The sequence below is a fragment of the Pseudomonas sp. W5-36 genome (genome assembly GCF_046540455.1).
Lineage (GTDB): Bacteria > Pseudomonadota > Gammaproteobacteria > Pseudomonadales > Pseudomonadaceae > Aquipseudomonas > Aquipseudomonas graminis_B.
In genome coordinates, this window is the sequence record NZ_JAXCIQ010000001.1 from 581,582 (window position 1) to 596,723 (window position 15,142).

8 protein-coding genes are annotated in these 15,142 nt (G+C 62.6%); 2 read left to right on the plus strand and 6 right to left on the minus strand.

What is annotated here, in order from left to right:
• Positions 1-2 precede the first annotated feature (2 nt).
• The 6 genes from SLW74_RS02775 to mnmC form a co-directional block, all read right to left on the minus strand.
• The gene (locus SLW74_RS02775) at positions 3-1,775 is read right to left on the minus strand and encodes an N-acetylglutaminylglutamine amidotransferase (RefSeq protein ID WP_410928074.1); all 1,773 of its coding nucleotides are present in this window, start codon (positions 1,773-1,775) and stop codon (positions 3-5) included.
• Positions 1,776-2,209: 434 nt separating this feature from the next.
• The gene (locus SLW74_RS02780) at positions 2,210-2,437 is read right to left on the minus strand and encodes a hypothetical protein (protein ID WP_410928075.1); all 228 of its coding nucleotides are present in this window, start codon (positions 2,435-2,437) and stop codon (positions 2,210-2,212) included.
• A gap of 135 nt (positions 2,438-2,572) precedes the next feature.
• The gene (locus SLW74_RS02785; protein WP_410928076.1) at positions 2,573-3,691 is read right to left on the minus strand and encodes a lipocalin-like domain-containing protein; all 1,119 of its coding nucleotides are present in this window, start codon (positions 3,689-3,691) and stop codon (positions 2,573-2,575) included.
• Positions 3,681-6,161, minus strand: coding sequence for an FtsX-like permease family protein (locus tag SLW74_RS02790; RefSeq protein WP_410928077.1), 2,481 nt, complete (start codon positions 6,159-6,161; stop codon positions 3,681-3,683). Before SLW74_RS02790 ends, SLW74_RS02785 begins: the two co-directional genes overlap by 11 nt.
• A 1-nt stretch (position 6,162) precedes the next feature.
• A complete protein-coding gene (locus SLW74_RS02795; protein ID WP_065986903.1) occupies positions 6,163-6,831 on the minus strand; it encodes an ABC transporter ATP-binding protein in 669 nt (222 codons plus the stop codon).
• Positions 6,832-6,979: 148 nt separating this feature from the next.
• Positions 6,980-8,995: a bifunctional tRNA (5-methylaminomethyl-2-thiouridine)(34)-methyltransferase MnmD/FAD-dependent 5-carboxymethylaminomethyl-2-thiouridine(34) oxidoreductase MnmC gene (mnmC, locus tag SLW74_RS02800; RefSeq protein ID WP_410928078.1), complete on the minus strand. Its 2,016-nt coding sequence runs from the start codon at positions 8,993-8,995 to the stop codon at positions 6,980-6,982.
• A 136-nt stretch (positions 8,996-9,131) separates the two neighbouring features.
• On the opposite strand from mnmC, the gene SLW74_RS02805 reads away from it, so the two are divergent.
• Together SLW74_RS02805 and pap are read left to right on the plus strand one after the other, a co-directional pair.
• Positions 9,132-13,430, plus strand: coding sequence for a dermonecrotic toxin domain-containing protein (locus SLW74_RS02805; RefSeq protein WP_410928079.1), 4,299 nt, complete (start codon positions 9,132-9,134; stop codon positions 13,428-13,430).
• 157 nt (positions 13,431-13,587) lie between these two features.
• Entirely contained in the window at positions 13,588-15,090 is a 1,503-nt protein-coding gene (gene pap / locus SLW74_RS02810) for a polyphosphate:AMP phosphotransferase (protein WP_065986909.1), read from the plus strand.
• The last annotated feature ends 52 nt before the right edge of the window (positions 15,091-15,142 follow it).

Genomic DNA, 15,142 nt, shown 5'->3' on the forward strand with positions numbered 1-15,142 from the left:
GGTCAGAGTCCTTGTTCGCTGAGCCAGAGGTTCAGCGCTGCGAGCTGCCACAGCTTGGAGCCGCGCAGTGGCGTCAATTGACCCTGCGGATCTGTCAGCAGTTTGTCGAGCATGACCGGGTTGAACAGCCCGCGGTTCTGGCTTGGATCGAGCAGCAGATCGCGCACCCAGTTGAGCGTGTTGCCTTCCAGGTGCTTGAGGCCCGGTACCGGGAAATAACCTTTTTTGCGATCAATGACTTCTGACGGGATCACCAGACGCGCGGCTTCTTTGAGCACTTGCTTGCCGCCGTCGGGCAATTTGAAGCGGCCGGGAACGCGGGCAGACAGCTCGACCAGTCGATAGTCCAGAAACGGGGTGCGCGCCTCGAGGCCCCAAGCCATGGTCATGTTGTCGACGCGCTTGACCGGGTCATCCACCAGCATGACGGTGCTGTCCAGTCGCAGGGCTTTGTCCACTGCGGCATCAGCGCCCGGCATCGCGAAGTGCTCGCGCACGAAATCACCGGCTGCGTCATTCGCCGTCAGCCACTTCGGCGTAACGGTTTCGGCGTATTCGGCGTAGCTGCGGTCGAAGAACGCATCGCGATAGGCCCCATAGGGGTCGCTGGTGCCGTCCACTTGCGGGTACCAGTGGTAACCGGCGAACAACTCGTCCGCGCCCTGACCGCTCTGGACCACTTTGCAATGCTTGGCGACTTCGCGGGACAGCAGATAAAACGCGATGCAGTCGTGGCTGACCATCGGCTCGCTCATCGCACGGAACGCGGCGGGCAGTTGCTCGATGATCTCGCTTTCCTTGATGCGCAACTGATGATGGTTGGTGCCGTAGTGTTTGGCGATGAGGTCCGAATACTGAAACTCATCGCCGCGTTCGCCGCCGGCATCCTGGAAGCCGATGGAGAAGGTCGACAGATCCTTCACGCCCACTTCGCGGAGCAAACCGACCAGCATGCTCGAGTCAACGCCACCGGACAGCAGCACGCCGACGTCCACCGCAGCACGCTGACGGATGGCAACGGCTTCGCGCGTGCTGTCGAGCACACGGTCGCGCCAGTCTTCAAGGGTCAGATTCGCTTCGTCGGCGTGCGGGCCATAGGGCAGCGTCCACCAGACTTTCTGCTCAATCTTGCCTTCGGCACTGACGCGCATCCACGACGCCGGCGGCAGTTTTTCAACCCCCGCCAGCAGGGTGCGCGGTGCAGGCACTACGGCGTGGAAGTTCAGGTAATGGTTGAGTGCGATCGGGTCGAGCATCGGGCTGATGTCGCCGCCTTTCAGCAGAGCCGGCAGGGCAGAAGCAAAACGCAGGCGCTTGTCGGTGCGCGACAGATACAGCGGCTTTACACCAAGACGGTCGCGGGCGATGAACAGGCTACGGTTGTCGCGCTCCCAGATGGCGAACGCGAACATGCCGTTGAGCTTGGGCAGCATGTCGGCGCCCCAGGCGTGATAGCCCTTGAGCAGCACTTCGGTGTCGCCGCCGGAATGGAACTGATAGCCGAGGCCTTCGAGTTCGGCACGCAGTTCCGGGAAGTTGTAGATGGCGCCGTTGAAGGCCAGGGACAGGCCCAGGTGACTGTCGATCATCGGCTGCGCCGATCCGTCCGACAGGTCCATGATTTTCAAGCGACGATGGCCGAGGGCAACCGGCCCCTGGCTGTGAAATCCCCACGCATCCGGGCCGCGAGCCGCGAGATGATGGGTGATACGTTCTACTGCGGCGAGATCCGCAGGTTGATTGTCAAAGCGTAGTTCGCCAGCTAATCCGCACATCTGTCCTAAACCCTTTATGTTTTCGGCGTGTTTGGCGTTACTGGGATTGCGCGGCGATGAAGGCCGGGTTCACACCGGGCATCAGGCACGTGGTTGCGTACGTATGGCGCGTTTCGTACATCCTGCGCTGTCAAATCCCAAGCTTGCGCAATGCACTCAGCCAGTAACGTTTGGGCCCTGTCCCGGCGTGGATATACAGCCCTGACCTGAGCCCACTTCCTTATGGCGCAGACACATCATCAGGGCGCGCTGCCGTCAGCGGCCTAGCTTTATCGAGTACCGGCAGGCGTGGATCGTTCAATAAAAACATTGCAGGCGAGGGAGGTGTGCCCGGGTTTTCAATCACTGACGACGTTTTTCGTGGGGTGTCGACTCGCTCATAGGTCCAAGAAGCGTCCCCACGTCATGTCTTGGGAGCGCATACCTCGCCCGAGTCAACGCGAGCGGTTGGCGATCCGTAAAGCAGCGCTTTTGATGTACTGCACCGAGTTGGCAAGGTTACCGGCGTGACTTTCGAGGAGCATGAGGTCCTCTTGTCGACACACAACTCTCTGAGCCTTCAGGTAGATGGCATGACCTTCGAGAAATTGCGACAGAGAGTCAAAGTAAGCCGCCGAATCTTCGAGATCCAGCTGCATATCTTTCAAGCTTAATGTAGGCATTGAGGCTCCAGACGCTATTGAAGCAGGCGTCCTGGCCTGACGGGGTTGGGGTATCGGGTTCACTGTCCGATTCTTTGTTTATCGGCAGCGACCAAGAAACTTTAGAGGCTTATCAGGGTCTATCGCGGCGGCGTGTCAGTAGCCCGTCATCTCCAGATACCCCACGCCCTCGTGGCTGCCGCTTATGGTCACCGGTCCCTCCCAGTAGGGAATTTGCAAGTTCATCCACGCCTGTGGGTTGAGCGCTTCGACGGCGATGTCCACGGCCTTGGACGGGATTTTCACCGACCAGCGTGTGGGCATGTCGCGGCCTTCAACGTCAGTGGTGTCTTCGGGTGCCAGCGCTATGTCTGCCGCCGCCAGTTGTTCGGTGCTGCCGTCGGCGTTGATCCACGTCCCGGTCAGGTAGGGTTCGCCGTCCTTTTGCCGCATGCGGTAGAGCATGACTTCGGCACCATCCCCCAGGTGCAGCGAGAACCAGTCCCAGCCCGTTTGATTATCGGTGAGCGGCTGACTGCTCCACTCCCGATCCAGCCATGCAGGCCCGGACACCTGGTAGGTTTTGCCGTCGATCTCGATGCTGCCATCCGCCTGAAAGAACGGCTGGCTGTAGTAGTACGACGCTTGCCCCTGCTCGGACTTCTGGCTAAAGCCCTGTTTGCCTTGCAGCACCAAAGGCTTGGTGTCTTTCAGGCGCAGGCGGTAGTTGAACTGTGGCCCGCTGGCCTGCAGCTGCATATCCGCCAGCGGGTCATCGCTGGCGGACTGGCTGGTGAAGGACCAGTCGTCGATCCAGGCCGCGAACGGCGCCAATGTCACGCCGGCCTGCTGCACGCCGCCACGGGCATAGCGTTCCGCTGCGAAGTGCTCGTCCTGGGAGGTCACCGCCGCGTGTCCCATCCACAGGTTGCGGTTGCTCCATCCAGCCCCATCGCCCTGCAGACCTTTTGCGCGGGGCAGGGCGTTGCGAAACAGCGTCCATTGCACGCCGAACGACTGGCCGTCGGCATCCTTCAGATTGGCGGTGACGTACCACCACTCGATGCGGAAATCAGCGTGGGGGCCGTGATCGTCGGGAAACTCGAACCGCTTGCCCGGCGTTACCCGTGCGTAACTTGAGGCGTCGTCGGCAAGGCCGGCGAAGCCTTTTTCTTCTTCGGGTTTGTCGTCGCAGCCGCTCAGCAGCAGACCGAGCATCAGCAGGGCGACGATCTGCAGGCGAACGGTGATCAGGGGCAGGGCTTTAACCTTCATTGGCGAAAGTCCTCAGCAAATCAGCGGGGCGGGTGCGGTACAGGCGGTAGAGCGGCCAGGCCGACGCCAGCAGTGTGGCGAGCATTGCCAGCAGCGTCAGGCGCACCAGCTGCATGGGGAACACTTGCAGTGGCAGGCGCCAACCGAACGCTTGCACGTTGATCACGGCGTCCAGGCACCAGGCCAGCAACAGCCCCAGCGGAATTGCCAGCACCAGTGTCAGCACCGCCAGAAGCCAGGTCTGCGCCAGATTAAGCAGCATCAATTGCTGCCGCGTCACACCCAGCGCCCATAACGGCGCCAGTTGCGCGAGGCGGCTTTGGCTCTGGGTCAGCAGACTGATGAACAAGGCGACTCCGGCCACCATCAACGTCAGGCTGTTCAACGCAGCCGTGGCGGCGAAGGTGCGTTCGAAGACTTGTTGCGACCAGGCCTTGAGCTGGATCTGATCGACGATGCGGTTGTCGTCGATGGTGAATTTGTTGTGCAGCACCCGCAGCAGTTGCGGGATGGCGCGGGGATCGATGCGCAGATTGAAGCGGTTGGGTGTCAGCTGCGGCCAATGCTTGAGAAGGTGCTCGGCGTTCACCAGCACGTGGCCCTTGGGATTGCCGTAATCGGCATAAATGCCAACGACGCGCAGCGGCCACGGCCCGTCGGGCGCGGGCAGTTTTACTTCATCGCCAACGCTGACGTCCAGGCGGCGGGCCAGTTGTTCGCTGAGCATCAGCGTGTCTTCCTGCGCCAGTTGCTTCCAGGCATCACCGCTTGCCGACTCCAGCAGCGGCCAGTGCTGGCGGTAGTGCGGATGATCGATCACCCCATACAGCTCGGCCGGCCAGCCCTTCAGTTGCAACGAAACCTGCCAGTTGGGCAGCACGGCGGACGTCAGCGGTTGCTGGCTCAGCCATTGCTGCAGCGGCGCGGCTTGCGCCGGGTTCTGCGGATTGATGTACAGCTCGGCGCCGAGGCGTTGTTCCAGCCAGTGGGTGAACGTCTGGCGGAAGCCAGACGTCATGCTGCCCGCGCCGATGTTTGCTGCCATTGCCAGCAGCAAGGCCATCAGCGCCAGGCTCAAGGCCGGTAGTTGCTGTCGGCAGTCAGCGAGAAACCACTGACCCAGCACCGAACGGCTCCTGCCCAGCAGTGCGTCGAGCAGCAGATTAAGCAGCACCGGCAGCCCCAGCGCCGCGCTCAACAACAGGCTCGCCATCAGCACGAAGCCCAGTGCCAGGCTGTCGCCAAACAGCGCGGCCGATACGGCAATCAACGCCGATATTCCGGCCACCCAGCCCTGGCGTCGCAGCCATTTGGAATGGGTTTCATGCCACGCCTGGGCATTCGCCAGCGCCAGCAAAGGCAGGCGCGCGGCACGCAGCAGGCTGCTGGCCCCCGCGAGAAATGCGCCGAGCAGACTGACGCCCAGACCGCTCAGCCACCACCAGACGCTAAGGTTCAGGTGGCCGGCGACTTCAGCGCCGTACAGCCCGCGCAGACTCGCCGCCACGTCCGGCAACAGCGCGCTCGCCAGCCAGTAACCGCTGATGACACCCGCTATGCCGCCGAGCAGGGCCAGCACGCCGAGCTCGACCACCAGACTCACCATCAACCCGCTTGCGCTGACCCCGCAGGCGCGCAGGTTGCGCAGCAGCCCGCGACGCTGTTCCAGCGCGAGACCAATGGCGGCATGGACGATGAACAGTCCGACCACGAACGAAAGGAAACCCAGGGCGTCGAGGTTCAGGTGGAAGCTTTCGGTAAGCCTGCCCAGATCGTTGTCTTCGCCACTTTTGCGCAGCACCAGCTCGCCATTCAGCTCGGCCGGCAGGGCGGGGGCGTTATCCGCAAAGTCCTTTGGCAGCACCAGCCGCGAGATCTGATCCGGCTGGTTGAGCAGTTGCTGAGCGAAGCCTATGTCCATGAGCAGTACGCCCGGCGCCATGTCGGTTTTCGCGCGCAATGGCGGCAGTACCTTGCCGGAGTCGGTGACCGGCTGCTGGCCTTCATGGAGACCGAGGGCGGCAAGGGTCTGCGGTGAAATCCAGGTGGTGCCCGGAGGGGTGAAGAAGTCGACGATCTGCGCGGTGTCCAGGGATTGCCCTGCCAGCGCGGTGTTCACCGGCAGCGAGACCGGCTCGATGCCGAGCACGGTCAGACGTTGCTCCGGCGCCTCTTTGAGGGTGACGCGCCCGCGCAGTGCGGGAGAGACCGGCCATCCGGCCCGGCGCAGGGTTACGAACAGGTCCTGGGAAAAGTTGGCGCCGTTGGGCGAGACCAGAATCTTCTGCGGCTCGCCGCCGATCATCTGGCTGGCCTTGGCGTAGCTTTCACGGGCCTGACTGTTCAGCGCCTGCACCCCGGTCAGCAGGCTGGTTGCCAGCCACAGGCCGGTCAGCACGCTGAAAAACTGAACGGGGTGGCGCCGCCAGTGGCTCAGCAGCGCTTTCAAGGTCCAGTAGAAGACAGGCATTTCAGCGTTCGCCTTCGCTGACCAGACGGCCCAGGTGCAGCACGGCCTGACGCTGCAATCGTGCCGCCACCCTCGGGCTGTGGGTGACCATCAACAGGCTGGTGGTGCTGTCGGCCAGAAGGTCCAGCAGCAGTTGCAGTACTTCATCGCTCGTGGCTTCGTCAAGGTTGCCGGTGGGTTCGTCAGCGAGCAGCAGGGCGGGGCGCGAAGCAAGGGCGCGTCCGATCGCAACGCGCTGTTGCTGGCCGCCCGAGAGTTGTTCGGGATAGCGCCTGAGCAGCGCGCCCAGGCCCAGCCGCTCAGTCAGTTCGGCCTGCCATTCAGGCTGGTAGCGCCCGGCCAGACGCGCCTGAAATGCCAGGTTGTCTTCTACCTTCAGACTGCCGATCAGGTTGAACTGCTGGAACACCAGACCGACTTCCGTGCGCCGCCAGTTGGCCAGTTGCGCCTCGTTCATCTGATCCAGACGCTGTCCGGCAATCTCAATGCTGCCCGTGTCCACATTGTCCAGCCCGGCCACCAGATGCAGAAGCGTGCTCTTGCCGCTGCCCGACTCACCCATCAACGCGAGGCTGCCACCCTGATCCAGTTGCAGGTCCGCGCCACGCAAAACGGCCAAAGGGCCCTGGGCCGTGGCATAGCTCTTGAACACACCCTGGACTTGCAGCATCGACACGCACCTGATTGAAGGGATGGGCTGGAGGATAACGGTTTGACCGGAGCCGATGTAGCCGGCGAAGCAGTGGATCTTCGGCAGGACAAAGAAGTTGCGTCGGATAGCGATGACGGGCGCGGGACACCCGATACCGCAGGCTTTGCTATTTCCCGCGAATCAGCCCTCGCAGCGCGAACCGATTGGGATGACAGGCTTCGGCTACGCTTCGCGGCAGGGGCAAGGGTTCGTTATCCAGCCAGGCGGCGATCAGTTCGCCGGACAGCGGCGCAGTGATAAGGCCGCGTGAACCGTGACCGCTGTTGACATACAAACCGTCCAGCCATGGGCATTCGGTATCCGGCGTCTGGCGCGCGTCCTTGCGCAGCACGGCGTACGTCTCAAGGAATGCCGCCCGGTCCGCCAGTGGCCCGACGATGGGCAGGTAATCCGGGCTGGTGCAGCGAAATGCGGCGCGACCTTGCAGGTCCTCGGCGGGCAAACCATTGGCGTTCAGCCGCTCGGTCAGGTCCTCGGAGATTTCCCGCAGCAGCTCGAGATTGCCGAGATGTTCGGCCGTACTCGGCGTCAGGTCATCGCTGTTGAAGGCGAAGCTTGCGCCCAGCGTGTGTTCGTCGCCGCGTGCGGGCGCCACGTAACCCTCGGCGCAGACGACAGTCTTCAAGGCCTGGCTGTCGGGCGTGGCAGCCAGTCGGGTGATTTGCCCCCGAATACGCTTGAGTGGAAGGTCAGCGCTGGCCGGGAAGCGTTTGATCTCGGCTGCGCCCGCCAACACGACGACTGGAGCAGAAGCCAGCAGACGCTCGCCATCCCACGCTTGCCACAGCGGCCCGTCCCGCCGCAGCTTGATCGCATCGTTGTGAGTCAGCAGCTTGATGTTGCTTGCGCTGGCCTGATCACGACACAACGCCGGTGGGTGGACCCAGCCGCCTTGTGGGTAAAACAAGCCGCCGCTCTTCAACACGATACCGGCCCGCGACTCGGCGTCAGCCCGGTCCAGTACATGCAGCAGATCGTCGGGGAACGCCTCAGCCAGTTGCGCCTGACGCGCCTGCTCTTTGTCGTCGAAGGCCAGTTGGAGCACGCCGCAATCGTCCCAGTCGATGCCCCGTTGCAGGCGCTCCAGCAAGCGTCGGGTGTGACCGAACCCGCTCAGGATCAGCTGCGACAACGCGGTGCCATGGGCCGACAGTTTCAGGTAAAGCACGCCTTGTGGATTGCCCGATGCTTCTTGCGCCAGATCACCATGGCGCTCCAGAAGACTGACGTGCCAACCGCGCGCCGCCAGGCTCGCCGCCGTGGCGCACCCGGCCAGCCCTGCGCCAATCACCAATGCTGTGCGAGGGGTGTCTGGTGAACGGGGCAGTAGACGTGGCAGGGAACTGGGCCGGGCAAACCAGGGCTTGGCGCGCGGAGGCGTTGGCACGTCTTCAGGCCATGCGATGAAGCGGCCTTTGAGTACCTCCCACTTATGCCCGATGCCCGGCACGCGCTTCATTTTGAAACCGGCTGCGTTCAGTGCCCGGCGCACCCAGCCGGTGCTGGTAAAAGTGCCGATGGTCGAGCCCGGTGCCGCCAGCCGTGCCAGCTCGGCGAATAGCTCGGGTGTCCACATTTCCGGGTTTTTCGCGGGCGCGAAACCGTCGAGAAACCAGGCGTCGATCTGTCCGTCGAGTTGCGGCAGCATGTCCAGCGCGTCACCGATCAGCAAGGTCAGCGTGACGCGCCCGCCATCGAACACCAACCGCTGAAAGCCCTGATGCACCGCCACGTACCGGCCCAGCAATTGATCCGCCAGCACCTTGAGCTCGGGCCACAAATTCAGCGCGCGCTCCAGATCAGCACGGCTCAGCGGGTATTTTTCGACGCTGACGAAATGCAGCCGTGCATCTGCGACTGCGTTGGCGTGGAACAGCTGCCAGGCGCACAGGAAATTCAGCCCGGTGCCAAAGCCGGTCTCACCGATTACCAGCCGCCCGCCCGCCGGCAAAGCGGCAAAGCGTTCGGGCAGCTCGTTCTGGGTCAGGAACACATGGCGGGTTTCATCCAGGCCCGACTGGGTCGAGAAATAGACGTCGGAGAACACCCGCGAATGCGGATTGCCGTGTTCGTCCCAGTCAATCTGGGCGTTGGCGATCTGGGTGTGGTCAGTGGTGATCATGTTCGGCTCGGGGCGGGCAAGGTGGCGATGTTACTCCAGCGTCCGGTGGGCGGTGCACTACATATGTATGCCACTTTGCGGGCGCGTTCCTGTTTATCTATGCGCCTTTGATCACACGCAGAAACAAGGACGTCACATGAACACCGCCAGTCTGGCTCTCACTGCTTCATTCATTCGGAACACGCTGCCGGAATGGTTTATCCAGGCGACGCCGGCGATGCGCGACGCGCTGCGCCGGGACATGACCTTCGCGCAAGCCGCCCGCGAACACCTCAATCAGGTTCTCCTGCGCATTCAGGACCTGCCGTCGTTTGCGCGGCCGTTGCTGACTCAGGCCCTCGACACCGAATTCGGTCCGGGTCTGGATGTCGACCGTGACCACTTCTTTCACGCCAGATTCCAGCGTGACTGGCTGACAGGTCGCGCTTCGCCTCAGGGTTCCAGCACGCGTCCGCTGCTGGCCGCTGCGCTGCAGAATTTCGAAGAGGTCGAAGCGACGGACGCTGATCGCGAAAGCACCTCGGCTATCATTGGCGGCGCGTCGGATGCGCTGGCGGGGACGGAAAACGTTCATCCCTTGGGTGTCAGCCCCGGTCGCTTCATCGAGCTGTGCCGCCGGCTTGATCTGGGCGGCCAGTATCAGCGGCACCTGCACCATGTACTGCACCCCGTCGCGAGGCCGGACGTGCCAGATAGCCTGGACAGCGATGACATCAAGGCGCGCATGATCGAGCACGCCCGTCTGGCCTTGCGGGTCGATTCCCACATCGCACGCCTCAAGGGCGCCATTGATGAGGCCCAGTACCAGATGCTGCTTCAAGTCAATGCCTACGGGCCTGCGGATCAGGTGTCTAGCCTGCAACTGCTGGGCTGCCGGTTGCGCGACGCGTTGTTGTTCAAAGCCGCCGGTCAGACGCGTTGCGTGGTTTACCTGCCAGGCGAGCCTGATGGTGCGATTCAGTCCTATGCATCCCTGGAAGATTTCACACAGGCACTGAGGACCAAACTGCGTTCCGAGGTGTATCAGCGCTACTTTGATCGTTTTATTCCCCAGCGCAGCAAGTCGGCTTTCTTCAAGCGTCTGCACGAACGACTGGCGCCCCATGTCCTGCACAGCGTCGCCCGTGGCAACGGTTTTCACCGACAGCTGATCAGCGTTTCGGAGGTGGATCAGACTGCTTTTATCGATCTGGAAGCCATCGAGGTGGGCGGCGCATTGGGTGATGTTTTCTACCTGTATCAGATGCTGCGACTGAAGGACGACGCTCGCTTACTCGCGGTCCCTACCGATGACGAGGACCAGAAAACCCGGGAGCAACGCCTCGCTGAATGGCTGGACTACGGCATGGACGCGCTGAATGTTGCCGCGCTGTTCGTTCCCGGTCTGGGTGAAGTCATGATGGTGGTCGCGGGTGCGCAGTTGCTCGACGAGACCTTCGAAGGCATTGAAGCGTGGCGCCATGGCGATATGGATGAGGCGTTGGATCACTTGGGGAGTGTCGCGCAAAACCTGGCATTCATAGGCGCGCTGGGTGCCGCGGGCGCGGCGACGGGCGCAATGGCCGCAGAATCCGCTGGGTCGCAGCCTCCGTCGTTCATCAAACGCAGCCTTCCGGCCCGGGACGCTGCAGGTCGTCTGCGCCTGACTGACGTAGGCACGGCCCTGCGCCGTCTGCACCCCGAACTCGCAGACATCGACGAACCATCCGTCAGCCGGATAATGGCAGTGAGCGGCGTCGACGAAGAGTGTCTGGCCGCATTGCACATCAGTCAGCAACCCGCGCCCGCAGCGCTGATCGACACTGCCAAGCGGTTTCGGCTCAGTCAGCAGGCGGCCGACTCTGCCCAGGCCCTGGACGCGGCATACCTCGCCAGCGAGCAGTCGAACGACCCGCTGATTGCACTGCTGAGACGCGATTTCCCGTCGCTCACCCTGGCTTCCAGCCAGGCTCTGATCGCTGAGGCCGGTGCCGAGCAGCGGCTGGCCATGCTGGACACCCGGCGCATCCCGCTGGAAATGGCCGGAAAGGTACGCGGGCATTTGCGTCAGACCCGCATGAGCCGCGCGCTGGAAGGCTTTTTCCTGACCCCCAGCACCGCCAATGACGATCTTCAGCGCCTGACGTTGCGCAGCCTCGCGACGTTCCCGGGATGGCCCGCCGACGTGCGCATTGAGATACGAAGCGGCGACGCTACCGGCGCGTTACTTGACAGCATCGGCGCCGAGAATGCCACCCGGCAACGTGTGTTGATCAAGGGCGAAAAAGGCTTTCAGGTAGAGGCCGCTGAGGCATCGGGGGGAAAAGGCAGTCTGTTTTCCGCGCTGTTGCGCGCGCTGCCCGAGAGCAGTCGCCAGGCGATGGGGCTCAACGACCCGCAGACCGGCGTGCGCGCTTTCAAGCGCCGTGTCTTCAACTGGGTTCGGTCGCAACCGAAATGGGCGGCCGAGCAGTTGGGGCAATGGACGTTACCCACCGAGTTCAGGCCGCCGCAGCGTTTACTGGACGGGCGCATCGGTTATCCACTCAGCGGACGCGGGTTGCCTGTGGCCGAAGGTGCGATTCAACAGCAATTGCTCCAGGCAATGACGCACCTCTATCCGGAGAGTGTCGAGCTGGCGGATCAGCTGCGGGCCATGGCTCGGCGCGGGCGATCACTGGAGCAATTGCTGGCCGCGACGCACGCCCGTGCGTCCGCCTATGACCACCTGCACATGAGCCTGATCGCCTGGGCGGAGGCCGACGATATCAGCGTGCTGCTCAATGACGGTGAACGGCTGGCGCGGCGCCGGGTGGCCAACGTGCTGGGTCGGGCGTGGCGTTACAGCCATGGGGATGCTCCCCGGGGGTCGCGCTGGCTGACGCTGGAGCACCTGGTCATTCCGGAATTGCCGCCGTTGCATAGTTTCTATGCCGACATCACGCAGATCGAGCTCAATAACGTTCAGTTTGATACTTCCGGGGCAAATGCGTTTCTGGCCAACTTTCCGAACGTCACTCACCTGAACGTGCGCGGCAGTTTGGCCGCGCTGCCGGACGGATTGTCTCAGCTGCACTCCCTGCAGCACCTGTCGCTGGAAAATTTGTCGTGGACGCTGGAGCAGCCCGCCATGAACACGTTGATGGATATACCTGCGCTGGACTCGCTGAGCCTGGCTGGCAGCCGTCTGGGCGACTTCACCGACACCAGCCGCCTGCGCCTCTCGACCCTGTGGATCAACAACACGGGCCTCACTCAATGGCCGGAATGGACCCATACGCTGGGGCTGGGCGAGCTGGACATCAGTGACAACCACATTACCGAGGTCGCCGCCGAAGTCATCGAGAACCCGCAGGACCATGGCCGCCATACAGTGATCTACGCCTACAACAACCCGTTTACCCACCAGTCGCTCGAGGATTACTGGCGCAACGACACCGGCTACGGTCATCGCTACCAGCTCGACTACGATTTTCCCGAAGACATTCGCGAGATCCACGTCGAAGGCGCGCCGATGGACACAGAGTCCGAGGTATCGGATGACGAAGGCGAGTCTCATGGCCACCGCGCCGGTGCAAGCGCCGGTGCTGCCAGACCCTCCGCTCAGGTGTGGTTGCGCCCGGGTGAGGATGTGCTGAATCAGCGGTTGCTCGCGGCGTGGACTCAGGTTGAACACGCCGCCGACGCGCCTCATCTGCTGGTGCTGTTGCAGCGGCTGAGAGAAACCCCGGATTTCCGCCAGTTCCACGCCGAGCTTGCCAGTGAGGTGCTCACCGTTCTGGAAACGGCCGCGCAGGATGCGGTGTTGCGCGGGCAGATCGAGGTCATGGCCAACGACCGTCTGTTTGGCGCCAACCAGACCTGTCAGGACGGGGCACGGCTGATCTTCAGTGATATTCAAGTGGCGGTATACAGCCATGGATCGCTGCGGGATGTCGCAGAAAGTCAGCGCACGGACGCGTTGCTGGGGGTGATTCGTCAGCTCTTTCGCCTCAACGAAGTGCAGGCGATCGCGGATGCGGAGATTGCCCGGCGCGAAAGTCTGGGGATGGCGCTGGATCATGCCGAGGTGCGACTGGCGTACCGGGTCGGACTGGCGGACGACCTCGGGCTGCCCGGTCAGCCTTACCGGATGGTCTGGGCGCGCCTAGCAGCGGTTGACCGTGGTGCGTTGCTGGAGGCTCGGGGTCGTGTGCTGGAAGCAGAGCGTGGCCCGGCTTTTCTGCAGTTTGCCGTCGACAATCAACAGTGGAACGCGCGACTGCGATCCGGCCACGAGTCAGCCCTCGCGTCGGCCACCGCGTCAGTGCGCGCGCGCATGGCAGCGCTGGAAGAACATCCGCCAGCTGATCCCGACGAGTACCACCGACAAGGTCTGGCACTCATCGCCGAGCGCGATGGGGCTGAAGCACTGATGCTCAGACAGTTGACGGATCTGTACCGCGCGGGCTGGTAATTGGCTGAACGAGGTGGCGCCGCCGCGGTGCCGCCTCGCTTCTCCTGCAACCGAATGTTTCCCGCAGCAGTGATCCATCGCAGCGGTTGGCGGTCATAACCTGCATCGGCGCTGCCTGCCGCCTGCTAGTCTTGACCGATCCTGAAGGGAGCCTTGAATGTTCGAATCCGCTGAAATCGGCCACACCATCGACGACGAAACCTACGACGCTGAAGTCCCGGCCCTGCGCGAAGCGCTGCTGGAGGCTCAGTACGAACTGCATGAGCAAGGCAAGCGCCAGATCATCGTATTGATCAATGGCATCGAAGGCGCCGGCAAGGGCGAGACCGTCAAGTTGCTCAACGACTGGATGGACCCGCGCTACATCGAAGTGCGCACCTTCGATCAACAAACTGATGAAGAACTGGCCCATCCACCGGTCTGGCGCTACTGGCGCCAGTTGCCGCCGAAGGGCCGGATCGGCGTGTTTTTCGGGAACTGGTACAGCCAGATGATCCAGGGCCGGGTGCACAAGCAGTTCAAGGACCCGGTGCTGGATCAGGCCATCAACGGTGCCGAGCGACTGGAAAAGATGCTGGTCGACGAAGGCGCTGTAATTTTCAAATTCTGGTTTCATCTGTCCAAGCGGCAGATGAAGCTGCGCCTCAAAACCCTCAAGGATGACCCGCTGCACAGTTGGCGCATCAGCCCGCTGGACTGGCAGCAGTCGAAGACCTACGACCGCTTCGTGCGTTTTGGCGAGCGCGTGCTGCGCCGAACCAGTCGCGACTATGCGCCTTGGCACGTCATCGAAGGCGTCGACCCGAACTACCGCAGCCTGACCGTCGGCCGGTTGCTGCTCGAAGGTTTGCAAAACGCCCTGAAGACGCCTGAAGGGGCAACCCATCTTGTCGGACTCGGCCCTTTGCCCAACAACAGCAATGAGCTGAGCCTGCTCGACAACCTCGACATGACCCTGGCGCTGGAAAAAGACGATTACGACGAGCAACTGATCACCGAGCAGGCGCGGCTTTCGGGGCTCATGCGCGACAAACGCATGCGCCGTCACTCATTGGTGGCGGTGTTCGAGGGCAACGATGCAGCGGGCAAGGGCGGCGCGATCAAACGTGTCGCCGGCGCGCTCGATCCAAGGCAGTACCACATCGTGCCGATCGCCGCGCCCAGTCAGGATGAACTGGCTCAGCCTTACCTGTGGCGGTTCTGGCGGCAGATTCCGGCGCGGGGAAAATTCACCGTGTTCGATCGATCATGGTATGGACGGGTGCTGGTCGAGCGGGTCGAAGGCTTCTGCTCCGAGGCTGACTGGTTAAGGGCCTACAGCGAGATCAACGACTTCGAAGAGCAGCTCACCGACTTCGGGGTTGTAGTGGTGAAATTCTGGCTGGCGATCGACGACAAAACCCAGTTGGAGCGTTTTCAGGCGAGGGAGAAGGTGCCGTTCAAACGCCACAAAATCACCGAGGATGACTGGCGTAACCGCAGCAAGTGGCCGCTGTATCGGGAGGCAGTGAGTGACATGGTGGATCGCACCAGCACTGAAATCGCACCGTGGACGCTGGTCGAGGCCAACGACAAACGCTGGGCGCGGGTCAAGGTACTGCGCACGATCAACGAAGCGATCGAGGCGGCATTCAAGAAGAGTGACAAGAAACACAAGTAGCGGGGAAGGGGGCGTACGAGCCGGCGTCGGCTCGTACGTTTCTCCTGCGCTA

Coding starts and splice junctions, on each gene's coding strand:
- SLW74_RS02795 (WP_065986903.1), bottom strand. CDS start 6,831: ATGCTGCAAGTCCAGGGTGTGTTCAAGAGCTATGCCACGGCCCAGGGC.
- SLW74_RS02775 (WP_410928074.1), bottom strand. CDS start 1,775: ATGTGCGGATTAGCTGGCGAACTACGCTTTGACAATCAACCTGCGGAT.
- SLW74_RS02790 (WP_410928077.1), bottom strand. CDS start 6,161: ATGCCTGTCTTCTACTGGACCTTGAAAGCGCTGCTGAGCCACTGGCGG.
- SLW74_RS02780 (WP_410928075.1), bottom strand. CDS start 2,437: ATGCCTACATTAAGCTTGAAAGATATGCAGCTGGATCTCGAAGATTCG.
- pap (WP_065986909.1), top strand. CDS start 13,588: ATGTTCGAATCCGCTGAAATCGGCCACACCATCGACGACGAAACCTAC.
- mnmC (WP_410928078.1), bottom strand. CDS start 8,995: ATGATCACCACTGACCACACCCAGATCGCCAACGCCCAGATTGACTGG.
- SLW74_RS02785 (WP_410928076.1), bottom strand. CDS start 3,691: ATGAAGGTTAAAGCCCTGCCCCTGATCACCGTTCGCCTGCAGATCGTC.
- SLW74_RS02805 (WP_410928079.1), top strand. CDS start 9,132: ATGAACACCGCCAGTCTGGCTCTCACTGCTTCATTCATTCGGAACACG.